We start from the raw sequence: 22,582 nt of genomic DNA, 5'->3' as shown, positions 1-22,582 counted from the left end.
GTCTTCCCTTAACCGTGGGTCTCACGGGAGAGTTCTGCGTCAGCGCGCTTCACGGCGCTGCAGAACTCGTGGATCAGGTCGGCGCTCTTGAGCCCAAAGGCCACCTCGACGCCGGAACTCACATCAACGGCCCAAGGCCGCACCCGGGCGATGCCATCGCCGACGTTTGCTGCATTCAACCCACCAGACAAAACGAGGTGAGAGGCTGCGTTTGGTGGAATGAGTGACCAATCGAAGACCTTGCCGCCACCGCCATAACCGTCGACATGGGCGTCGAGCAGGATGGCCTGGGCACTGGAAAAACGAGAACTGAAGTCTACCAAGTCGAAACCCGGCGCCATGCGCGCGGCGCGCAGATAGGGCCGACCCACGCGCTCGCAGTCGGCGGGTGTCTCGTCACCGTGGAACTGCACCAGCATGTTGGGCAAGGCCTCCAGCCCCGCCTGCAGCTCGGCGTCGGTCGCGTTGACGAACAGCCCCACCGGCGTCACGAACGGCGGCAACAGTTTGGCCAGCGCCTTCGCCCGCGCCGGCGTCACGGCGCGCCGGCTCTTGGCGTAGAAGACGAAACCGATGGCGTCGGCGCCTGCCGCGACCGCGGCTTCGACATCGGCCTCACGCGTGAGGCCGCAGATCTTGATTCGGGTAGTCATGTTTGCCTCTCGGCTGTCGAGTACGCCAGCCGATCCCCCGAGGGGATGCGGGCCGGCTTGGGGCGGCCCGGCGCTCGGCCCGCGCTCACGGGAGCCAGTTCAAAGCCGAAACTTCGCGCGGAATGTCGAGTTCGGCATCGTAGGTCGGGCCGAGGAAATACAGGCCGTCGGGGGAAAAGGTCGGCGCGGCCACCTTGCGGTCGCGCGCGGCAAGCACATCGGACACCCAGTCGGGCGTGCGCGTGCCGCTGCCGACGGCCAACAGGCAACCCATCAGGTTGCGCACCATGTGGTGCAGGAAGGCGCTGGCCTCGAACTCGAAGCGCCAGTAGGCGCCGCGGCGCTGCACGGTGATCTCGCGCAAGGTCTTCACAGGCGACGCAGCCTGGCATTCGGACGAGCGGAAGGACGAAAAATCGTGCTCTCCGATCAGCCGGGCCGCGGCGGCCTCCAGCGCCGACTGATCGAGCGGCCGGAAGATCCAGCCGCACTGCCCGCTCTCGATGGCCGGCCGCACGGCCGACTCCAGCAGCAGATAGGCGTAGCGCCGGCCACGCGCCGAGTTGCGCGCGTGGAAGGCATCGCCGGGGAAGCGGCACCACTGGATGGCGATGTCAGGCGGCAGATAGCGGTTGCTGCCGCGCACCCACGAGAACGGTTCGCGCTCGACGTCGGTGTCGAAATGGATGACCTGGTTGAGGCCGTGCACGCCGGTATCCGTACGCCCCGCGCAAATGGTGCGAATCGGCTGGGCCGCGAAGGCAGACAGGCCTTTTTCCAGCGCGTCCTGCACGGTGCGGCCGTTGGGCTGACTCTGCCAGCCGTTGTAGCCACCACCTCGGTAGCTGACACCCAATGCAACTCTCATGCAACTCTCAACGATGGCCGGAAATGAAAACGCCCGGCCAGGCCGGGCGTTGAAGTATCGCGGCTGCGATCAGCGCAGCTCGTTGAGCATCGCCTGCGCCCGGTCACGCAGCGAGCCGCTGGCGCGCTGAACCAGCTCTTGCAGCACCTCGCGAGCGCCCTCGGTATCACCGATCTGACGGAACTCCTCCGCCAGCTCGAGTTGGCGCACCAGCGGGTCGCCCTCGTCGTCGCTCAGCGCGTCCAGAGCCTCCGCCAGTTGGTCCGGCTGCCCAGCGTCCGAGAGGCTGTTCAAGTCGAACTCCAGCGGAGCCGGCCCAGACGCCTTGCCGCTGCTGGGCGTGAGGTCACCCAGGTCGAGGCTCAGGTCAGGCGCCGGCGCGGCGCCACGAGCGCCGTAGCCAGAGATGTCGAAGTCCATCGTCATCGGGGCGTGCTCTGCCGACGAGGGCATGGCTTGCGTGGCCGACATGGCCGTCGGCGAGACGGGCTCCGCGGCGTCGAGGTCCAGATCCAGCGCCAGGTCGAACCCGCTGATCGGGCCGGTATCCGGGCCGCTGCGCGTGGCCGGCTCGGCCTTCAGTTGAGGCGCGGGCGGCTGAGCCTGGGTCTGAAGCGCCGTGTGCGGCAGCGTGCTGGCATTCATGGGCTCAGGGCGCTCGGAGTCATCCTCCGCTTGCACGGGACCACCGCCAGGCTGGTAGAGCGGGTTGTCGGCATCGATGCTGCGACCGAACTCCTGCGCCTTGGCCCAATCCTCGCCGACACCCTTGGTCTCGGCGAACAATTGAATGGCCAGTTGCTCGAAGCCCTTGGTGTCACGACGCTTCGCGTAGACCTCGAGCAGCTTCAGGCGGATGGCCAGGCGCGACGGATTCGCGCGCAGCGCTTCCTTGAGGATTTCCTCGGCCTGCAGGTCACGGCCATAGGCCAGATAGACATCGGCCTCGGCCACGGGGTCCACATCACCAATGGCGTCCAGCTGGCTGAGCGAATAGCTCATCGACGACTGGCCGCTGTGCTGCGCATCACGCGTATCGACGCGCTGCCCACCCGTGCCGCCAAAGAACGAATCTGCCTGCAGCCGGCTTTCGTGGAAACCGGTCTCGGCGGCGTAAGACGGCCGGCGCGAGCGCAGCAGGCGATAGAGGCCCAGCCCGCCGAGCACGAAGACGAGCGCACCCGCCAACGGCACGACCAGCGGGTTCTCCAGCAACTTCTCCAGGAAGCCAGGAGGCTCGGCCGCCGGCGGCGGCGGCAGCGGCGCCGCGCGTGGCGCGGGGCGCGATGCCGCCTCGCTGGCAGCTGCCACAGGCGCCGGAGCCGACGCAGGTGCTGGCGCGGGCGTCGCTTCAGCCTCGGCTTCCATCGTCGGCACGACTGGCGCCGAAGGCAGCGCTGCCACCACCGGCGACGGTGCCGGCGCGGTAGCGGTCACCGGAGCCGGCGCATTGCCAGCCGCGTTGGACAGCTTCTTCAATTCCTCGACGTTGCGAGTCAGCTCGGCCACGCGGGCAGCGGCATCCTTCTTTTGCGTGTCCTTGGAAACCTTGGCCTCGCTGCCGCTCGGCGCGCTGCCGGCCTTGCTCAGCGTGAGCTTGTCGGGCATGGGCGCAGCGGCGGGCTTGCGATCCTCGACCGCCGCCTGCACCTTGCCCTTGGACTGCCGCTCGCTCTCGGTGCTCTGCAACGTCGGCGCGGCCGAAGCCAGTCGCTGACGGTAGGCCGAGAAGTCGGCGCTCTGCGCCTGAATGACTTGACGCGCCTCGCCGGTCGACAAGGCCGCCAGCGTTTCGCTGCCAGGCACCTTCAGCAACGAGCCCGACTTCAGCCGGTTCATGTTGCCGTCGATGAAGGCGTCGGGGTTGTTGCGGAACAAGCCCACCAGCATCTGATCGAGCGAGATGCCGCGGACTTGCGTCTGGCTGGCGACGCGCGACAGCGAGTCGCCCGGCTGCACGCGGTACTCGGATTCACCCGTGGCCGCCGGAGCCGCAGCTGCCGTCTGGCGCGCGGGGCTGGACGACGCGGCCGGCGCCGAGCGCGGCAGCGCGGTCGCAGCGGCCGGAGCCGGCGACGCCACCCCTTCGCTGGACACACCGGACGATGCCGAGATGGCCGCAGGCGTCGTCACCGTCGGCGCGGGCTTGGGCACCGCCGGCGGGTCGAACAGCAGCGTGTATTCACGCACCAGACGACCCGTGGACCAGGTCAACTCCAGGATGACATCGACGAACGGCTCTTGCACGGAGCGGTCGCTGCTGACGCGCAGCACGGTGCGGCCGCCGCGTGTGACGACCTGCACCTGGGCCGAGCTCAGCACGGCGCTGTAGTCGACACCCGTGGCGCGGTAGGCGTCGGGCGGGGCCACACGCACCTTGAGCGAGGACGCCTCTTCCGGCGTCAGGCTGGTGACGTCGATCTCGGCGCGCATCGTCTCGCCAAGAGCGGATTGCACGTTGAGCTTGCCCAGCCCGAGCGCTTGCGCGCCGCTGGCGGCAACGAGCAGCGCCGTGGCCAATGCCAGGCGATGGCGGGCAAACCCTGTCGGGAGGACTCCCTCGAATGCGTCGCGGATGTGGTCTTTCAAGGCATTCCCCAAAGCAACAAGGCGGGGCAAAAGGCCCCGCCTGTCTCGATCTTCAGCACGCGTTGCACAAACGTGGTCTGCACGGTGTAACTTGCGTCGAGTTTCGAATCAAAAACACAACAGCATCAAGCATATACGCTGAAATGCTCAAGGGGCGCCTGATGTGTCGCTTGGATTCCATACGAATGCACGGGTAAACCCTGTCGTGCGCGTAAAAGAGGTAAGCAAATCAAAAATCGCACAGATTAGGGGTTCCACCAACGCGGAATCAGCGATCAATCAGGATGCGCAGCATGCGGCGCAGCGGCTCTGCCGCCCCCCACAGCAGCTGGTCGCCGATGGTGAAGGCGCCGACATATTCAGGGCCCATCGCCAGCTTGCGAACACGGCCGACCGGGATGGTCATCGTGCCGGTCACGGCGACCGGCGTCAGGTCGCGCAGCGTGTCTTCGCGGGTGTTGGGCACGAACTTCACCCATTCGTTGTCGGCGCGGATCATGGCCTCGATATCGGCGAGCGGCACGTCCTTCTTGAGCTTGAAGGTGAGCGCCTGGCTGTGGCAGCGCATCGCGCCCACGCGCACGCAGAAGCCGTCGACCGGGATGCCTTGAGCCGATCCATTGCCGAGGATCTTGTTGGTCTCGGCCATGCCCTTCCACTCTTCCTTGGATTGGCCGTTGCCCAGGTCCTTGTCGATCCAGGGGATCAGCGAGCCGCCCAGCGGCACGCCGAAGTTGGCGGTCTCGTCAGCCGACAGCGAGCGCTGCTTGGCGATGACCTGGCGATCGATCTCGAGGATGGCGCTCTTGGGGTCGTCCAGCAGCGGCTTCACGGCAGCATTCAGCGTGCCGTACTGCGTCAGCAGTTCGCGCATGTGCTGGGCGCCGCCGCCGCTTGCTGCCTGGTAGGTCTGCGTGGACATCCACTCGACGAGGCCGGCCTTGTAGAGCGCGCCCACGCCCATCAGCATGCAGCTGACGGTGCAGTTGCCGCCCACCCAGTTCTTGCCGCCGGCGGAAAGCGCCTGCTTGATGACCGGCATGTTGACCGGGTCCAGCACGATGACGGCGTCGTCATTCATGCGCAGCGACGAGGCCGCGTCGATCCAGTGGCCCGTCCAGCCCGCGGCGCGCAGCTTGGGGAAGACTTCGTTGGTGTAGTCGCCGCCCTGGGCGGTGATGATGATGTCGCAGCGCTTGAGCTGCTCGATGTCGAACGCGTTCTGCAGCGTCGTCTCGTTCTTGGCCTGCGCGGGGGCGGCGCCACCGGCGTTGGAGGTCGAGAAGAACAGCGGCTCGATCAGGTCGAAATCTGCCTCGGCGGTCATGCGGTCCATCAGGACCGAGCCCACCATGCCACGCCAGCCTACGAGGCCTACCAGAGTCGTCATCATCAAATCCTTTGTCTGTCGTTCACCAAACCCCTTCCACTTTGGGCCCCGGCTCGTTCGCCGGGTTTGGTGGGGGGCGAGACGAGACGGAGCTTTAGCTCTTGATGGTTTTGGTGGTCGTAATGGCTTTGACGACAGCGTCGCCCATCTCGATGGTGGAGACCTTCGAGGTGCCTTCAGACCAGATGTCGGCAGTGCGCAAGCCCTGGGCCAGCACCGACTGCACGGCCGTCTCGATACGAGCGGCAGCGTCGGGTTGGTTGAGGGAGAACTTGAGCATCATGGCAGCGGACAGGATTGTAGCCAGCGGATTGGCAATGCCCTTGCCCGCGATGTCCGGCGCGCTGCCGTGCGACGGTTCGTACAGCCCCTTGTTGTTGGCATCCAACGAGGCGGACGGCAACATGCCGATGGAGCCGGTCAGCATCGCGGCTTCATCGGAAAGGATGTCGCCGAACATGTTGCCGGTTACGACGACGTCGAACTTCTTTGGCGCCTTGACGAGCTGCATGGCGGCGTTGTCCACGTACATGTGATCCAGCTCGACGTCCGGGTAGCTCTTGTGGACTTCGGTGACGATGTCCTTCCACAGCTGCGAGGTCTCCAGCACATTGGCCTTGTCGACCGACGTCAGCTTCTTGTTGCGCTTTTGCGCGGCCTGGAAGGCCACGTGGGCGATGCGCTCGATCTCGGGGCGCGAATAGCGCATCGTGTCGAAGGCTTCTTCGGCGCCGGGGAAGTGGCCGTCCACGGCCGTGCGGCGGCCGCGCGGCTGGCCGAAGTAGATGTCGCCCGTCAGCTCACGGATGATGAGGATGTCGAGACCCGCCACCAGTTCGGGCTTCAGCGACGACGCATGCGTGAGCTGCTCGTAGCAGATGGCCGGGCGGAAGTTGGCGAACAGGCCCAGCGCCTTGCGCAGCCCCAGGATGGCCTGCTCGGGGCGCAGCGCGCGCTCCAGCTTGTCGTACTTCCAGTCGCCCACGGCGCCAAACAGCACGGCGTCGGCCTCTTGCGCCAGCTTCAGCGTGGCGGGCGGCAGCGGATGGCCGCTCGTTTCATACGCCTTGCCGCCGACGTCGGCCCATTCCAGTTGCAGCGGCAGCTCCAGCGCGTTCAGCACCTTGACCGCCTCGGCCATGATTTCCGGGCCAATGCCGTCACCCGGCAGAACTGCAATCTTCTTGATAGTCATCTCAATCTCTCCAACACCCGCCTTGCCCAGCGACCGCCGTGGAACCGGCTTTGCCGGGCCACTGGCGGTGCCCCCTTTGAGGGGGCGCGCGCAGCGCGCAGGGGGTGGTCTAAATCACTCGGTTGTTCAGCCAGGGCTTGGCGGCGATGCGGGCGGCCTCGTAGGCCCGGATCTTGTCGCTGTGTTTCAGCGTCAGGCCGATTTCGTCAAGGCCGCCCAGCAGGCATTCCTTGCGGAAGGGCTCGATGTCGAATGCGATCTCGGCACCGTCGGGCTTCACGACCACCTGGCGCGGCAGGTCCACCACGAGCTGGTAGCCCGGGAAGGCTTTCACCTCGTCGAACAGCTGATGCATGGCGGAGGCCGGCATGACGATGGGCAGCAGGCCGTTCTTGAAGCAGTTGTTGAAGAAGATGTCGGCGAAGCTCGGCGCCAGGATGGCGCGAAAGCCGTACTGCTGCAGCGCCCACGGCGCGTGCTCGCGGCTGGAGCCGCAGCCGAAGTTCTGCCGCGCGATCAGGATGCTGGCGCCTGCGTAGCGCGGCTGGTTCAGCACGAAATCGGGGTTCGGGCGGCGGCTGGCCGGGTCTTGCCCCGGTTCGCCATGGTCGAGGTAGCGCCACTCGTCGAACAGGTTGGGGCCGAAGCCCGTGCGCTTGATCGACTTCAGGAACTGCTTGGGGATGATCGCGTCGGTGTCGACGTTCTCGCGGTCCATCGGCGCGACCAAACCCTTGTGGATAGTGAACTTGTCCATTTGTCTCAGTCAGTTGGGGACAGAGCTACTCGCTTCGCTCGGGCGGTCTGTCCCGCAAGGCATTAGGCAAGCGTCCGAACGTCAACGAAATGGCCGGTCATCGCGGCGGCAGCAGCCATCGCGGGGCTCACGAGGTGGGTACGACCACCCGCGCCCTGGCGGCCTTCGAAGTTGCGGTTGCTCGTGGACGCGCAGCGCTCGCCCGGCTCCAGCCGGTCGGCGTTCATGGCCAGGCACATCGAGCAGCCCGGCTCACGCCATTCGAAACCGGCGGCCTTGAAGACCTGGTCCAGGCCTTCCGCCTCGGCCTGCGCCTTCACGAGGCCCGAGCCCGGCACGACGAGAGCCAGCTTGATGTTCTTCGCCAGCCTGCCGCCCACGCGCTTCACGACGGCGGCCGCCTCGCGCATGTCCTCGATGCGGCTGTTGGTGCAGGAGCCGATGAAGACCTTGTCGACATGGATGTCGCTGATGGCCTTGTTCGGTTCGAGGGCCATGTAGGTCAGCGCGCGCTCGATGGCGCTGCGCTTGACGTCATCGCGCTCCTTGTCGGGGTCGGGCACGCGGTCGTCGATGGCCAGCACCATCTCGGGCGAGGTGCCCCAGGTGACCTGCGGGCGGATCTGCGCGGCGTCGATCTCGACGACCTTGTCGAAGTGGGCGCCGGGGTCGGTGTGCAGCGTGCGCCAGTAGGCGACGGCCTGCTCCCATTCCACGCCGCCCGCGAACTGGCCGGTTCGCGGATCCGTGCCCGGCGTGAACGGGCGACCCTTGACGTAGTTGATCGTCGTGTCGTCCACGCCGACGAGGCCGGCGCGCGCACCGGCCTCGATGGCCATGTTGCAGACGGTCATGCGGCCTTCCATGCTCAGTGCGCGGATGGCCGAGCCGGCGAACTCGATGGTGTAGCCCGTGCCGCCGGCGGTGCCGATCCGACCGATGATGGCCAGCACGATGTCCTTGGCGCCGCAGCCGGCCGGCAGCTTGCCCTCGACCTTGACGAGCAGGTTCCTGGCCTTCTTGGCCGACAGCGTCTGCGTGGCCAGCACATGCTCGACCTCGCTGGTGCCGATGCCATGCGCCAACGCGCCGAACGCACCATGCGTGGACGTGTGGCTGTCACCGCACACGACGGTCATGCCCGGCAGTGTGGCGCCCTGCTCCGGCCCGATGACGTGCACGATGCCCTGGCGCCTGTCGTTCATCTTGAACTGCGTGATGCCGACGCGGTCGCAGTTGGCGTCCAGCGTGTCGACCTGCAGCTTGGAGACCGGGTCGGCGATGCCGCCGCTGCGGTCCGTCGTCGGCACGTTGTGGTCGCTGACGGCCAGATTGGCCGACAGGCGCCAGACCTTGCGGCCGGCCAGATCGAGGCCTTCGAAGGCCTGCGGGCTGGTGACCTCGTGCACGAGGTGGCGGTCGATGTAGAGCAGCGCCGTGCCATCCGGTTCGGAGTGCACCACATGCTCGTCCCAGAGCTTGTCGTAGAGGGTTCTAGCAGTCATGGCTGCCTCTCGTCTGGTGAGTACACCAGCCGATCCCCCAAGGGGATACGGGCCGGCTTGGGAGCGGCCCGGCACTCGGCCCGGCACGCCCCGTGAACGGCTTGGAATTGCATCATTGCTTCTCTCGGGGAATAAGGGTGTCCACGAAGCGTTGCACCACGGTGGGCAGGCGCTGTTGACGCAGCACACCGAGGTGATAGTCGCGCTCGGCCCACGACTCTTCAAGTCGCAGGCAGCGCACGCCGAACACGCGGGTGAAGCGTTCGGCGGGATGTTCGGGAAGGACGGCCACGCCCAGGCCGGATTCGACCAGTTGCGCAATACCGTCGAAGCCGCGCACCTGCAGGCGCGCGTTCAGCGTCTGGCCGCGCGCGGCGGCCTGTTCGCGCATCAACTCCTGCGCGCTGGCGCCGGCGTGCAGGCCGATGAGGTCATAGCTCAGCAGGTCGTCGAAGCTGACCGCCTCGCGGTTGGCCAGCGGGTGCTTGAGCGGCACCAGGGCGGCCAGCCGCCCGCGGGAGAAGACCCAGGTCTGCACCCGGTTGTCCAGCACCGGCGCGGTGAAGATGCCGACATCGGCCCGGCCTTCCGCCACGGCGGCCTGCACCTCGGCGCTGGTCAGGTCTTCCAGGCTGATGCGGATCTGCGCGTGCGCCTGCGAGAACTCGACCAGGTAGGGCGGCAGGCACTCGGCGATGGCGCTGGTGTTGGAGGCAATGCGCAAATGGCCCTTGATGCCACGCGAGAACTCCATGACCTCGGTTTCAAGGGCATAGAGCGACGCGTGCAGCGAGCGGATGTGGCGCACCAGCGCCCGCCCCGCCTCGGTGGGCTCTACGCCGCGCGCCCGCCGCTCGAACAACTGCACGCCCAGGCGGCTTTCGAGGTCGGACAGACGCTTGCTGGCCGCCGCCAGCGCCAGGTGCTCCTGCGCGGCGCCGCGGGTGATCGAGCGGGTCTGCTCGATCGCCAGCACGAGATTGAGGGTGGTGAGGTCGTGACGCATGGTGATGTGTCTCCAGCATAGCCTTCGTGGATCACACCATTCTGCGCCAGAAATAGACCGTGATTTCGTATTAGACGAAAATCAAGGCCGTTTCTGAGGGGTCTGATTCAACAGCCCACGCAGCGCATTGCGGCTGTGCGCGCCGAAATTCCCCAGCATCTCGGCCAAATGCGCCTGCAAGGCATCCCGGCGGCCCTGCATGTCCCGCGCCAGCTCGGGGCCCAGCTCGGCCTCGTGGGCCGCGAAGTCAAAAGTGGGGTCAGTGACAAATTTCGCCGGTGCACCGACCACGACGGCCGCATCGGTCGCCGGCCCCGCAGCAAAGGCCTCGGCCGCCACCACCTCGCGCACATACGCATCGCTCCATGGCGGATAGCGGGCGTCGCGCGCGCCGTTGCGCAGCGCCTGCTCCAGCGGGCCGTCGCGCCGCTGGCGGGCGGCGTCCTGGATCCAGCGCGTCTGGAACTGCTCCAGCACGAAATGCCGGTTGCCCTGCAGCACGACCAACCCCTGCCGGTCGGCCGGCGCGCCGAGCTGCGCCTTCAGGTTGACCCACATCATGTAGGCCAGCGTGGCGCCGGGCGCGGCGCTGGCGTGATAGGGCTGGGTCAGGTCCTCCACATGGTGCAGCGCCAGGCCCGCGAAACGCCAACCCCAGTAGGCATGGCCCGTGCGCCAGGCCAGCGCTGCCAAGCCGCCGTACTGCTGGATGCGCAGCTCGGTGAAGGTGCGCGCGAAGCTCGGCGCCAGGGTGTCGAAGATGGCGCCCTGGTGGAAGAAGCCCATGTGGAACGGCGCCTGGGAGCCGATCGCGATGGCCGGGTTGCCGAAGGGCTGGCGGCCGAAGGCGTAGCCTGGGTTGCCCGGGTTGTCGTCGAACAGGTTGATGTCGTGGCCGTAGTCGGGCTCGTCGCAGGCCGAGGCCAGCACCGCCAGCGGCGCGACCAGCTCGCCCGGCGCCAACGCAACGAAGCGCTGGCTGTTGCCGGCGGCAGGCCTGACGGCCATGACGACGCTGGCGTCCACCGCAGGCCGTGCCGGCGCGGCCTCCCGCGCATCCGGCTGCATATACAGCGCCAGCCGCGCCTGCGGCGACACGCGCAGCGCGCGCAGGAAAGCGGCGCGCCGTTCGGCATCCGCGCGGCCCGGCGCCGGCACGAAGCGCAGGCGCTCGGGGCGCCGCGCATGCCCCGGCAGGTGCGCCCGGGCCCAGGCTTCCTGGGCGTCGAGCAGGCTGGCGATGCCCGCCTCCTGGTCGCGCAGAAAGTCCACCAGCGGCTCGGCCGCCACCGGCGCAGCCCCCGCCACCTCCGGCATGCGCTCGAAGGCGAGGTAACACAAGGGGCTGTGATTGCCCCAGGCCTGCGCGAAGTTCGGCAGCAGGGCCAACAGGAAGGCGAGGTAGCGCATGGAGCGTCTGGCAAGGCGAAGCTGCGATTCTGGCTTGCCGTTTCTGGCTTACCGTCCCTGGCCCGCCCCTGCTCGTTGGGCCCGCCGCCGATATCCGCCCGCGCGGGTTTGCTCGGGGGGCCGGCCTGTCAACGCCAGCGGGCGTCGCCCGTTGGTGCGCTCGGGGCATGTGTCCCGCAGGGAGATTTCGATGTCGTCATTTCTGAGCCCGCAGTGGCTCGGCTCCGCGTTGCTCGCCGGCCTGTTGCTGGCCGGCTGCGGTCATCAGCCCAACCAATCACCGGCCGAAGCGGACCTGCGGCGGCTGGAGGCACCGCCCGCGCCACCGGCGCCGATCGCCAAGCCGGCGCCACCACCCGCGCCAGCGCTGATGAGCGCCCTCTCGCGCAAGATCTCCATCCCCATGCCGGCACCGCCCGTCGTCACGCCACCGTCCACGGCGCGCTACGACAGCTTCGACGACCGCGCCTGGCAGCGCGTGAGCGAGGTGCCCGTCTCGACCTTCAGCGCCAGCGTCGACACCGGCAGCTACGCCAACGTGCGCCGCTTCCTGAACCGCGGCGCCCTGCCCCCACGCGACGCGGTACGGGTGGAAGAACTCGTCAACTACTTCGGCTACGACTACGCCACGCCGCCGGCGGGCTCGCCCACCCCGTTCACCGTCGACGCGCGTCTTGCCGCATCGCCCTGGCACGCCGGGCGCGGCCTGGTGCGCATTGCGATCAAGGGGCAAGACCTGGCCAAGCAAAGCCTGCCGCCGGCCAACCTCGTCTTCCTCGTGGACGTGTCCGGCTCCATGGCCCCGCAGGACCGGCTGCCGCTGGTGCGCTCGGCGCTGCACCTGCTCACCCACCAACTGCGCGCCCAAGACCGCGTCGCCATCGTCAGCTACGCCAGCGGCACGCGCGTCGTGCTGGAGGCGACGCCGGGTGACAGCAAGGACGCCATCCATGCCGCCATCGACACACTGAATGCCGGCGGCGGCACCCACGGCGAAGCCGGCATCCGCCTGGCCTATGCGCAGGCGCGCGCCGGCTTCATCACCGAGGGCATCAACCGCGTGCTGCTGGCCACCGACGGCGACCTCAACATCGGCGTGACGAACCCGAGCGAGCTCAAGGCGCTGGTGGAGGGCGAACGCCAACGCGGCGTGAGCCTGACAACGCTGGGCGTGGGCGACAGCAACTACAACGAAGCGCTCATGAAGAAGCTCGCCGACGTCGGCGACGGCAGCTACCACTACCTCGACACGCTGCAGGAGGCGCACAAGGTGCTCGTCAACGAGATGACCAGCACGCTGGCCGTCATCGCGCAAGACCTGAAGCTGCAGGTCGAGTTCAACCCGGCCGTGGTGCAGGAATACCGCCTCATCGGCTACGAGCTGAACAACCTGACGCGCGAGCAGTTCAACGACGACAAGGTCGACGCCGGTGACATCGGCGCGGGGCACACGGTGACGGCGCTGTACGAGGTCATCCCGGTGGGCGCGCAAGGCACCGTCGACCCGCTGCGTTACGGGCAACCCGCCGATGCCGGCGCCAAGGCGACGACCGCGCACGCCAACGAGCTGGGTTGGCTCAAGCTGCGCTACAAGCCGCCGGGCCAGGCCGACAGCCGACTGGTGCAAGTGCCCATCGCCCGCGGCGACCGCTGGCCCGCCTGGCCAGCGCTGGAGCAGGCCGACGCCGACCTGCGCTTCGCCGTCGCCGTGGCCGCCTGGGGGCAATGGCTGCGCGGCAGCACGCAAATCGGCGACTACGGCCCCGCGCAGATCGCCGACCTCGCACATGCCGCACGCGGCGCCGACCGCTACGGCCACCGCGCGGAATTCGAGCGCCTGGTGGCGCTGTCAGCCGGTTTGAGGCGCTAGCTAGCTAGGGAATATTCCGGGGCTGAAGGCTTGCAACAACTTCGGGCGGCGCCTGCACCAGCTCGATCAACACGCCTTCGCCGCCGAACGGGAACTGCTCGTTGCCCTTGGGGTGGACGAAGCAGATGTCGTGGCCGGCCGCGCCGCGGCGAATGCCGCCGGGGGCGAAGCGCAGGCCTTGCGACTCCAGCCACTGCACGGCCACGGGCAGATCGTCCACCCACAGGCCGATGTGGTTCAGCGGCGTCGCGTGCACCGCCGGCTTTTTGTCGGGGTCCAGCGGCTGCATCAGGTCCACCTCCACCGCGTGGGCGCCCTGCCCCAGCGTGCAGATGTCCTCATCGACGTTCTCACGCTCGCTCTTGAAGTTGCCGGTGACGGGCACGCCCAGCAGGTCCACCCACAGGTGGCGCAGCCGACCCTTGTCTAGGCCACCGATGGCGATCTGCTGCAGGCCGAGGATCTTGAAGGGTCTTGCGTTGCTCATCATGTTGCTCACAGCTTGAGTCGCCCCCACAGCCAGCCGGTCTTGACCCCGGCCAGCGTGGCGATGGATTGTTGGTGGATGTAGGGCAGCCGGCCGCCCCAGCCGAAGAAGCGGTCGCGCAGCCACGGCGCGACGACGGCGTGGGACTGGAACATGGGCGTCAGCCTGCGGCTGGCCTGGCCGTAGAAGCGCAGGTGGGCCCGGCGACGGTGCGTGTAGCGCGCGAAGACCTGCGGCCAGTCGCCGTCATCACCGATCTCGGCCGCCAGCTCGTGCGCGTCGATGAGCGCCATGTTGGCACCCTGCCCCAGCTGCGGGCTCATGCCGTGGGCGCAGTCGCCGATGGCCAGCACGCGACCGTCGTGCCAGCGCTGCATCCAGACGTCGGCATAGCGCGCCTCGCGCAGTTGTTCGGCATCGTGCAAGCCGGCCAACAGCGGCGCAACGTCGGGGAACAGGGCTGTCATGCGCTGCTTCAGCGCGGCCAGGCCGACGCGCTCGCGCCAGCCGTCCAGCTCGGCGACCGGCAGGCTCCAGAACAGGTTGATGCCGTGCTGCGCATCGGCCGCATCCGCCTTGCCAACTGGCATCAGCCCCAGCATCTTCGACGCCGAACGGAAGCGCTGGCGCAGCTCGATTTGCGGAAAACCCGGCGGGGCCGGCAACACCGTCCAGACGGCACCCCACGGAAACGGCCGCGCATGCTGAGCCACCGCCATGCGCTCACGCAGCTTCGAAAAGCTGCCGTTGGCGAGGATGAGCGCCAGATGACGCACCGGCTCGCGGCTGGCGATGCGCAGCGTGACCCCGTCGGCGTCCTGCTCGAAGCCGTCCACGGCGGCACCACAGTGCCAGCGCACGCCCAGCTCGCGCAAACGCCGCCACAGCAGGCCCATCAACGCCCCGCGCTGCAGGCCCATGCCGTACGCGGCGGCGTCATAGCGCCGGTAGCTCATGTCCAGCACGGTGCGGCCGGTGGGCGTGTCCCCGAACAGACGGTCCACCCGCGTGCCCAGCGCCAGCGCCTCATCCAGCAAGCCCATCGCCGCCAGCACGCGCTGGCCAGTGGGCTGCAGCAAAAGGCCGGCACCAATGGGCTTGGGCTCGGGCACGGCTTCGTAGAGATCGACCGCGACGCCGCGCTCGGCGAGGCGGATGGCCGCCGCTGCGCCGGCCACGCCGGAGCCGACGATGGCGATGCTCTCAGCGCTCATCAGCGTCGTGACTTACCAAGCGGCCGCTGCGGAACCGGCTTTGCCGGGCCGCCAGCGGCGCCCCCTGAGGGGGGTGAGGCCGGGCACAAAGAGTCCTGAGGACTCTTTGTGCCTGCCGAACGACAAGCCCTCTGGGCGCGGCACGGCAAAGCCGGTAGGGCTGGGTCATTGAAATCGCAAGATGGGCTGATCCACCGACAGGCTCTCCCCCGGCTTGGCCAGCACCTCGGCCACCGTCACGTCCTGCGGGGCGTTCAGGATGTTCTCCATCTTCATCGCCTCGATGATGGCCAGGCGCTCGCCGGCTTGCACGGTCTGGCCGACCTGTGCGGCCACGTGCACCAGCAGCCCGGGCATGGGCGACAGCAGCAGCTTGGAGGTGTCGGGCGGCGCCTTGTAGGGCATCAGCGCCTGCAGTTCGGCGGCGCGCGGGCTGAGCACGGTCAGCTCGATGGCGCGGCCACCGTGCTGGATGCGGTAGGCCAGCGGGTTCTTCGCCGTGCCGCGCTCGGCCTGGGCCGTGAAGGGCTGGCCGTTGACGGTGCCGCTGATGCGCACGTCGTTCAGCCGCGAGCGGCAGACAAGCCGATAGTCCTTGCCGCCCACCTGCACGCGGGCCTCACCGAGCGCGCCAGCAAATTCGCTGATGTGCATGGGGTGCTGCTCGCTGCGCCCGCCACCCAGATTCAGGACAGCCACGTAGTCGCGCTCGATCTGCACCTCATGGCCCGGCAGCTGGCCACTGATGCCGGCCTCGCGCTCGCGCGCCTTGCGGCGGATAAAGCCGGCCAGCGCGACGAGGAACAGCGGGTCGTCGTGCGGCACGTCTTCGGCCTTGAAGCCACCCGCGTAGTGCTGGGCGATGAAGCCGGTGTTGAAGTTGCCGCTGCCGAAATCCGGATGCGCCAGCAGCGCCGCCTGGAAGGGGATGTTGCTGGACACGCCGCGGATGACGAAGCCGTTGAGCGCCTCGCGCATCTTGGCAATGGCCTCGGCGCGGTCCTTCCCGTGCACGATGAGCTTGGCGATCATCGAGTCGTAGTACATCGGGATCTCGCCGCCCTCGTAGACGCCGGTGTCCACGCGTACGCCGAAGCGGCCTGTCTCGGCCTGCGTCATCGTCGTCTCGGGCGGCTGGTAGCGCACGAGGCGGCCGGTCGATGGCAGGAAGTTGCGGAACGGGTCTTCCGCGTTGATGCGGCACTCGATGGCCCAGCCGTCGCGTTTGATGTCGGCCTGCGTGAAGGTGAGCGGCTCGCCGGCCGCCACGCGGATCATCTGCTCGACGAGGTCCAGCCCCGTGATGCACTCGGTGACCGGGTGCTCCACCTGCAGCCGCGTGTTCATCTCCAGGAAGTAGAAGTCCTGGTCCTTGCCGACGACGAACTCCACCGTGCCAGCGCTCTGGTATTTCACGGCCTTGGCCAGGGCCACGGCCTGCTCGCCCATGGCGCGGCGCGTGGCTTCGCTGATGAAGGGCGACGGTGCCTCTTCGATGACTTTCTGGTGGCGGCGCTGGATGGAGCATTCGCGCTCGTGCAGGTACACGACGTTGCCCTGGCTGTCGCCCAGCACCTGGATCTCGATGTGCCGCGGCTGCTCGACGAACTTCTCCATGAAGACACGGTCGTCACCGAAGCTGTTGCGCGCCTCGTTGCGGCATGACGTGAAGCCCTCGAAGCACTCCTTGTCGTTGAAGGCCACGCGCAGGCCTTTGCCGCCGCCACCGGCACTGGCCTTGATCATGACCGGGTAGCCGATGCGCTGGGCGATCTGCACCGCCTCGTCCGCCGACAGGATGGGCTCGTTGTGGCCGGGGATGGTGCTGACCCGCGCCTCGTTCGCGAGCTTCTTGGACGCGATCTTGTCGCCCATGGCCGCGATGCTGTAGTGCTTGGGGCCGATGAAGGCGATGCCCTCTTCTTCCACGCGGCGCGCGAAGTCCTCGTTCTCGGACAGGAAGCCGTAGCCGGGGTGGATGGCCTGGGCACCGGTCTGCTTGGCGGCGGCAATGATCTTGTCGGCGACGAGATAGCTCTCGCGCGACGGCGCCGGGCCCAGCAGCACGGCCTCGTCGGCCAGCTCCACGTGGCGGGCGTCCTTGTCAGCCTCGGAGTAGACGGCGACCGTCGCGATGCCCATCTTGCGGGCGGTCGCGATGACACGGCAGGCGATTTCACCCCGGTTCGCAATCAGGATCTTCTTAAACATGAGCGGCTCCCGGGGTGAACTCGCCTGCCCGGCCGGCGCTGCCGGTCGGCAGGCGATGTGTCGCTGGCGCGACCGCGCCCAAGGCGCGAGCACCCCGGTTCGCAATCAGGATCTTTTTAAACATGAGCGGCTCCCGGGGTGAACTCGCCTGCCCGGCCGGCGCTGCCGGTCGGCAGGCCATGTGTCGCTGGCGCGACCGCGCCAAAGGCGCGAGCACCCCGGTTCGCAATCAGGATCTTGTTGAACATGCGTGTCTCACTCGTTGGATGGCGGGAACGGATTTCGGAGCGCCTAACGCTGCGGCGTGGCGTAGTCGACGACGACCTGGTGGCGCGGCTCGCGGGCGGCCAGCCAGCGCGCGAGCCGCCGCTGGTCCTCGCGCCCGGGCAGGCGTGGCAGCTCGATGTGGACCAGCAGCAGCGACGGCGATGAGACGTCGCTGGCGGCAGCAGATGCCGATGCGGCGCCGGGCGAGACGGCGCTGCCGGACAAGTCGGCCGGCACGGCGACCGCGCTGGCGACGGCAGCCACGCCCACCAGCACCCGTGTCGCTTGCGGCAGCTGCGCCTGCAGTTCGGCGATGAGTTGCGTGTGGTCGCCCTGCGCCTGGCGCAACAGCCGGTTCTGCGCCTGCAGTTGCTGCACGCGGTTGCGCAGTTCGTCGGCCTCGCGCGCGACCTGGCGGAACACGTCTTCACGCAGTTCGCGCTTGAGCCCGGCAACGTCCACGCGCTCGGAGCCTGAGAAGCGCACCGCCACGTCGGTGCCCTTGAAGCCCTGGGCCGCCAGGCGCTCGGCGATGTCGCGGCCGATGGCCTCCTCGCGCCGGTCGCCCGAAAGCGTCAGCCGCACCGTGCGCGTCGTCGGGTCCACCTCGCGGTCCAGCAGCAGAAAGCGGCTGTCGTGCGCCACCAGCTCGACCTGGGCATTCGCAGCCGCCAGAAAGCGCTGCGTCTGCACGAAGCGCCAGGCGAGGTAGCCGCTGGGCAGCGTCACGGCCAGTGCCGTCAGCACGGTGAACATCGTGGCGTGGCGTTGCGCGCGGCTCGACACCTGGCCGCGCATCGGCAGCTTCATCAGCTTCACGAACAGAAAGGTCGAGAACGCGATGAAGACGCCGTTGATGACGAACAGGTAGAACGCACCGCCCGCCACACCCCAGTCGCCATGGGACATGCCAAAGCCCACCGTGCACAGCGGCGGCATCAGCGCCGTGGCGATGGCCACACCCGGAATCACGTTGGAGATGCTCTTGCGCGTCAGCGCGATGATGCCGGCCGACCCACCGAAGAAGGCGATCAGCACGTCCCACAGGTTGGGCGTGGTGCGGGCCAGCAGCTCGGTGCCGGCCGCGCGCAGCGGACTGACGGCGAAGTACAGCGTCGACGTCGCCAGGCTGATGGACGCGAAGATCAGCAGGTTGCGCAGCGCCCGCCGGATCAGCACCGCGTCATGCACCGCCAGGCCGTAACCGGCGCCGACGATGGGGCCCATCAACGGCGAGATCAGCATCGCGCCGATGATGACCGCCGTGCTGTTGACGTTCAGCCCCACCGACGCGATCAGGATGGCGAAGAACAGCACCCACAGGTTGGTGCCGGCGACGTCCACGCCCGCCCGCACGCTGGCGTCGATCGCCTCCGCGTCCTCCAGGTCCTGGCGCAGGTTGAACAGCTGGGCAATGCCGCCGGCCGCCGGCGCGTGCGGCTCGGGAGATGGCGGAGGCAGCGTGCTCATCGTCAGCTTGTGGTGCCGTCAGCGCGCCCGGGTCAGCAACTTCTTGCGCTGCTCGGTGAAGTCCCACCACGGCCGCACCGGTCCACCGTTCATGAACTCGTGGGCGGCCATGAAGGTGTCGAGCACGCAGGGGTCATGCAGTTGGCCCTGGCCGTCGCGCAGGCGGTGGTAAGTCTCGAACGGGTCCATGGTCTTGACGTGCGCGGGCGTGGGCAGGCCCAGCTGGACGAGGTCCGCCGCCATCGCCTTGCCGATGTTGGGGATGTCGGTGAGCTTGAACGCCTCGGCAGCGCAACTGGCCTTGGTCACGGCAGCTTCTCCCCGTCGCGCAGCGGGCTGGGCAGGTCGAGCTCATCGCTGCAGTCCGCCTCGGCGCAGGCCATCTGTGCCACGAGCTGCAGATGCAGGCCGCGCGGCAGCGAGGCGTCGGTGTCGGGCAGGCGCCCCATCACACGCACGGCGATCAGGCGCGCGCCCGGCTCCCATTGCGCCAGCCCGGCGCCCTCGACCAGCGCGTAGCTGCTGCCGAAGCCGCCGCCCAGGCCCACGACACGGGCCTGCGTCGGCGCCACCACTTCGTCGAGCCGCACGGCGGTCAGCACGACCTGGCCCTGGTAGCGGAACGGGTTCTGCGCCAGCGCCGGCACACCGACCCACAAGGTGGTGCCGGCCGACTTCGCGAAGCCCTGCAGGCGGCGCAGGTGGTCCTGGCGCCCGGCCTCGCGGGCCTCGCGCGCCTGGCGCGCGCGCTGCTGGCTGGCGACCTCGTTGCTGAAGCGGTCGATGGGCTTGGCCGGGTCCAGCGGCAGCACCGCGTCGAGAACCGTGCCCTTCGGGTTGCCGTAGCGGTCGGTCTCGAGTTCTGCCTGCGGCACGGCGCGCACGCGCAGCTCGGTGCGCTCGCTGGCGGAGCGTTCGGGTTTGCGCAGGCGCTCGTCACCGCAGCGGTGCTTGAGCTTGTCGACGGCCGAGCGCAGCAGCTGGCGGGCCAGGTCGTCCGACGCCAAGGCCGCGCCATCGGCCTTCAGCACCCACAACGCGTCAGGTTGGCAGGGGTCCGGCAGGCGGGTCAGCTCACCGGTGGCCTCCACGGCCAGCCGCGGTGTCATGCCCTGCAGCTTGGGCAGCGGCCCGAGGTCGAACAGCACGCTCTCGCCCTGCAGCACGCGGGCCCGCATGCCGTCAGACGGTTCCGGCAGGAAGACGCCCGCGCTGAAGCGCCCAGCGTGCTCCTGGCGGTTCTGCGGCGACAGGCGCAGCGCCCAGGTCGCCCGGCCCTGCCCCTCGGCCAGCCCGTCGCGGCAGGCGCCCTGGTAGCTGAACACGTAGTCGCTGCTGCCGAGATAGCGGGGCGCGATGACGGTGCAGTTGGTGGCGGCATCCGTATGCTGCGCTGCATACGTATTCGTGGTCACCGCCAGCAATCCAAAGATCAACGCTTTTTGCATGTCAGCCCTCAGCGGTTGATGAACATTGAATACGTCGGCGGAACCACGGAGCGATCGACGAACACGTAGGCCGTGCCATCGCTGCAGAAGTTCGCGATCTCAGCGGTTTCACCGCCTTCCAGCTCGAGCCAGTTGTCGATCTGCAGGAGCAGGCGCCCTGGAGGAATGTCGGGCTGGGCCTGCGCCCCATTGGCCGTCCAGCACGGCACGCCGCCGCTCTTGGTGTGCCAGCCGCCGGCCCAGTTGTGGGGCGCGGAAATGGCCTTGGGCAGATCGCTGTGCGTGCCGTAGCGGTAGAACGCCGCCTCCAGCTCGGGTGGCGCGCCGTCGTCCTTCTCGTCCCAGCCGGTGATACCGATCTCGCGCAGCACGGGGGCCGGCACGCCGTCGGATTCGGGAGCCGGGGTCGGGCTGTCACCCAGAGCCGAACGATCGACCGTGACGACAGCATTCGCGCCACCGTCGTGCTCCCAGAAGCTGCAGCCATCACCGCTCTCGCACTTGAAGATGAACAGCACCTGGCCGTCGCCGACAGGCATCGTGCGAGGCTCGTGCGGCAGCTGCGCCAGGTGGCTCATGGCGCCGCCGCATTCCTCGCAGACGGGCCACAGCCGCTGCGGAAAGCCCCAGGGCAAACCGCCCAGCTTGGGCACGAGTCCCGGGCCGGCACCTTCGCGAAATCGTGGGTAGTAGGCGATCAAGACAGCCTCACAGCGGAATGTTCCCGTGCTTGCGCCATGGGTTCTCCAGTTTCTTGTCCTTCAACATCGCCAGCGAGCGGCAGATGCGTTTGCGGGTTTCGTGCGGCTGGATGACGTCGTCGATGAAGCCGCGGCTGCCAGCGACGAAGGGGTTGGCGAAGCGGGCCTTGTATTCGGCCTCACGGGCCGCCAGCTTCTCCGGGTCGCCCTTGTCCTCGCGGAAGATGATCTCCACCGCGCCCTTGGCGCCCATCACCGCGATCTCGGCGTTGGGCCAGGCGAAGTTGACGTCGCCGCGCAGGTGCTTGGAGGCCATCACGTCGTAGGCACCGCCGTAGGCCTTGCGGGTGATGACGGTGATCTTCGGCACCGTGGCCTCGGCGTAGGCGTACAGCAACTTGGCGCCATGCTTGATGATGCCGCCGTACTCTTGAGAAGTGCCGGGCATGAAGCCGGGCACGTCGACGAAGGTGACGACCGGGATGTGGAAGGCATCGCAGAAGCGCACGAAGCGCGCGGCCTTGATGCTGCTCTTGATGTCCAGGCAGCCGGCCAGCACCAGCGGCTGGTTGGCGATGATGCCCACCGTCTGCCCCTCCATGCGGGCGAAGCCGGTGACGATGTTCTTGGCGTAGTCGGGCTGCAGCTCGAAGAAGTCGCCGTCGTCGACCACCTTCAGGATCAGCTCCTTGATGTCATACGGCTTGTTGGGGTTGTCGGGCACCAGCGTGTCGAGCGACAGGTCCAGCCGGCCGGCCGGGTCGCCACTCGGGCGCACGGGCGCCTTCTCGCGGTTGGACAGCGGCAGGTAGTTGAAGAAGCGGCGCAGCATCAGCAGCGCTTCCACATCGTTCTCGAACGCGAGGTCGGCCACGCCGCTGCGCGAGTTGTGGGTCGCCGCGCCGCCAAGCTCCTCGGCCGTCACTTCCTCGTGCGTCACGGTCTTCACGACCTCGGGGCCGGTGACGAACATGTAGCTGCTGTCCTTCACCATGAAGATGAAGTCGGTCATGGCCGGCGAATACACCGCGCCGCCTGCGCACGGCCCCATGATCATGCTGATCTGCGGGATGACGCCGGAGGCCAGTACGTTTTTCTGGAACACGTCGGCATAACCCCCCAGCGACGCGACACCCTCCTGGATGCGCGCGCCGCCCGAGTCGTTCAGCCCGATGACCGGGGCGCCCACCTTCATGGCCTGGTCCATCACCTTGCAGATCTTCTCGGCGTGCGCTTCGCTGAGTGCGCCGCCGAAGACGGTGAAGTCCTGGCTGAAGGCGAAGGCCAGGCGGCCGTTGATCATGCCGTAGCCGGTGACGACACCGTCGCCGGGGATCTTGTTGTCGGCCATGCCGAAGTCCACGCAGCGGTGCTCGACGAACATGTCCCATTCCTCGAAGCTGCCTTCGTCGAACAGCAGCTCCAGCCGCTCGCGCGCGGTCAGCTTGCCCTTGGCGTGCTGGGCGGCGATGCGCTTCTCGCCACCGCCCAGCCGCGCGCGGGCGCGCTTGGCTTCGAGGGCTTGCAGGATGTCGTGCATG

19 protein-coding genes are annotated in these 22,582 nt (G+C 68.1%); 1 reads left to right on the top strand and 18 read right to left on the bottom strand.

Going from position 1 to position 22,582, the window contains the following annotated elements; translation table 11 throughout:
• Positions 1–8: 8 nt before the first annotated feature.
• From ACG00X_RS09955 to ACG00X_RS09915, 9 genes are all read right to left on the bottom strand, one after another.
• Positions 9–653 carry a phosphoribosylanthranilate isomerase gene (locus tag ACG00X_RS09955; protein ID WP_394487991.1) on the bottom strand — a complete coding sequence of 215 codons (645 nt, stop codon included), beginning with the start codon at positions 651–653 and terminating at the stop codon, positions 9–11.
• A gap of 85 nt (positions 654–738) precedes the next feature.
• Positions 739–1,521 (bottom strand): tRNA pseudouridine(38-40) synthase TruA, encoded by a 783-nt coding sequence (gene truA, locus ACG00X_RS09950; RefSeq protein ID WP_394487990.1) that lies wholly within the window; start codon positions 1,519–1,521, stop codon positions 739–741.
• Positions 1,522–1,590: 69 nt separating this feature from the next.
• Positions 1,591–4,110, bottom strand: a complete 2,520-nt coding sequence (locus tag ACG00X_RS09945) for a motility hub landmark protein FimV (RefSeq protein ID WP_394487989.1) — start codon at positions 4,108–4,110, stop codon at positions 1,591–1,593.
• Positions 4,111–4,378: 268 nt separating this feature from the next.
• Positions 4,379–5,500 carry an aspartate-semialdehyde dehydrogenase gene (gene asd / locus ACG00X_RS09940; RefSeq protein ID WP_394487988.1) on the bottom strand — a complete coding sequence of 374 codons (1,122 nt, stop codon included), beginning with the start codon at positions 5,498–5,500 and terminating at the stop codon, positions 4,379–4,381.
• Positions 5,501–5,594: 94 nt separating this feature from the next.
• Entirely contained in the window at positions 5,595–6,695 is a 1,101-nt protein-coding gene (gene leuB, locus ACG00X_RS09935) for a 3-isopropylmalate dehydrogenase (RefSeq protein WP_394487987.1), read from the bottom strand.
• Between the two features lie 109 nt (positions 6,696–6,804).
• Entirely contained in the window at positions 6,805–7,452 is a 648-nt protein-coding gene (gene leuD, locus ACG00X_RS09930) for a 3-isopropylmalate dehydratase small subunit (protein ID WP_394487986.1), read from the bottom strand.
• A 62-nt stretch (positions 7,453–7,514) separates the two neighbouring features.
• Entirely contained in the window at positions 7,515–8,957 is a 1,443-nt protein-coding gene (gene leuC / locus ACG00X_RS09925) for a 3-isopropylmalate dehydratase large subunit (RefSeq protein ID WP_394487985.1), read from the bottom strand.
• A gap of 112 nt (positions 8,958–9,069) precedes the next feature.
• Positions 9,070–9,963, bottom strand: a complete 894-nt coding sequence (locus ACG00X_RS09920; RefSeq protein ID WP_394487984.1) for a LysR family transcriptional regulator — start codon at positions 9,961–9,963, stop codon at positions 9,070–9,072.
• An 81-nt stretch (positions 9,964–10,044) separates the two neighbouring features.
• A complete protein-coding gene (locus ACG00X_RS09915; protein WP_394487983.1) occupies positions 10,045–11,373 on the bottom strand; it encodes a phospholipase C/P1 nuclease family protein in 1,329 nt (442 codons plus the stop codon).
• A 190-nt stretch (positions 11,374–11,563) separates the two neighbouring features.
• On the opposite strand from ACG00X_RS09915, the gene ACG00X_RS09910 reads away from it, so the two are divergent.
• A complete protein-coding gene (locus ACG00X_RS09910) occupies positions 11,564–13,243 on the top strand; it encodes a vWA domain-containing protein (protein ID WP_394487982.1) in 1,680 nt (559 codons plus the stop codon).
• Between the two features lie 4 nt (positions 13,244–13,247).
• Here the strand turns inward: ACG00X_RS09910 and ACG00X_RS09905 are convergent, their stop codons facing one another.
• From ACG00X_RS09905 to ACG00X_RS09865, 9 genes are all read right to left on the bottom strand, one after another.
• Positions 13,248–13,733: a VOC family protein gene (locus tag ACG00X_RS09905; protein WP_394487981.1), complete on the bottom strand. Its 486-nt coding sequence runs from the start codon at positions 13,731–13,733 to the stop codon at positions 13,248–13,250.
• A gap of 5 nt (positions 13,734–13,738) precedes the next feature.
• A complete protein-coding gene (locus ACG00X_RS09900; protein WP_394487980.1) occupies positions 13,739–14,944 on the bottom strand; it encodes an FAD-dependent oxidoreductase in 1,206 nt (401 codons plus the stop codon).
• A gap of 165 nt (positions 14,945–15,109) precedes the next feature.
• On the bottom strand, positions 15,110–17,155 hold the full coding sequence (gene accC / locus ACG00X_RS09895) for an acetyl-CoA carboxylase biotin carboxylase subunit (protein WP_394487979.1): 2,046 nt from the start codon (positions 17,153–17,155) through the stop codon (positions 15,110–15,112).
• Between the two features lie 116 nt (positions 17,156–17,271).
• Positions 17,272–17,403 (bottom strand): hypothetical protein, encoded by a 132-nt coding sequence (locus tag ACG00X_RS09890; RefSeq protein ID WP_394487978.1) that lies wholly within the window; start codon positions 17,401–17,403, stop codon positions 17,272–17,274.
• A gap of 43 nt (positions 17,404–17,446) precedes the next feature.
• Positions 17,447–18,892 carry a DUF389 domain-containing protein gene (locus tag ACG00X_RS09885; RefSeq protein WP_394487977.1) on the bottom strand — a complete coding sequence of 482 codons (1,446 nt, stop codon included), beginning with the start codon at positions 18,890–18,892 and terminating at the stop codon, positions 17,447–17,449.
• Between the two features lie 18 nt (positions 18,893–18,910).
• Positions 18,911–19,201, bottom strand: coding sequence for a helix-hairpin-helix domain-containing protein (locus ACG00X_RS09880; protein ID WP_394487976.1), 291 nt, complete (start codon positions 19,199–19,201; stop codon positions 18,911–18,913).
• A complete protein-coding gene (locus tag ACG00X_RS09875; protein ID WP_394487975.1) occupies positions 19,198–20,340 on the bottom strand; it encodes a hypothetical protein in 1,143 nt (380 codons plus the stop codon). Before ACG00X_RS09875 ends, ACG00X_RS09880 begins: the two co-directional genes overlap by 4 nt.
• Before the next feature lie 8 nt (positions 20,341–20,348).
• Positions 20,349–21,041 (bottom strand): hypothetical protein, encoded by a 693-nt coding sequence (locus ACG00X_RS09870; RefSeq protein ID WP_394487973.1) that lies wholly within the window; start codon positions 21,039–21,041, stop codon positions 20,349–20,351.
• A gap of 7 nt (positions 21,042–21,048) precedes the next feature.
• On the bottom strand, positions 21,049–22,581 hold the full coding sequence (locus tag ACG00X_RS09865) for an acyl-CoA carboxylase subunit beta (protein ID WP_394487972.1): 1,533 nt from the start codon (positions 22,579–22,581) through the stop codon (positions 21,049–21,051).
• Position 22,582: the final 1 nt, after the last annotated feature.

Origin of the sequence: Pelomonas nitida (assembly GCF_043555975.1) — a bacterium.
Lineage (GTDB): Bacteria > Pseudomonadota > Gammaproteobacteria > Burkholderiales > Burkholderiaceae_C > Pelomonas > Pelomonas nitida.
Note: the sequence above shows the minus strand (reverse complement) of the source record. Positions and strands in the feature narration are given on the sequence as shown.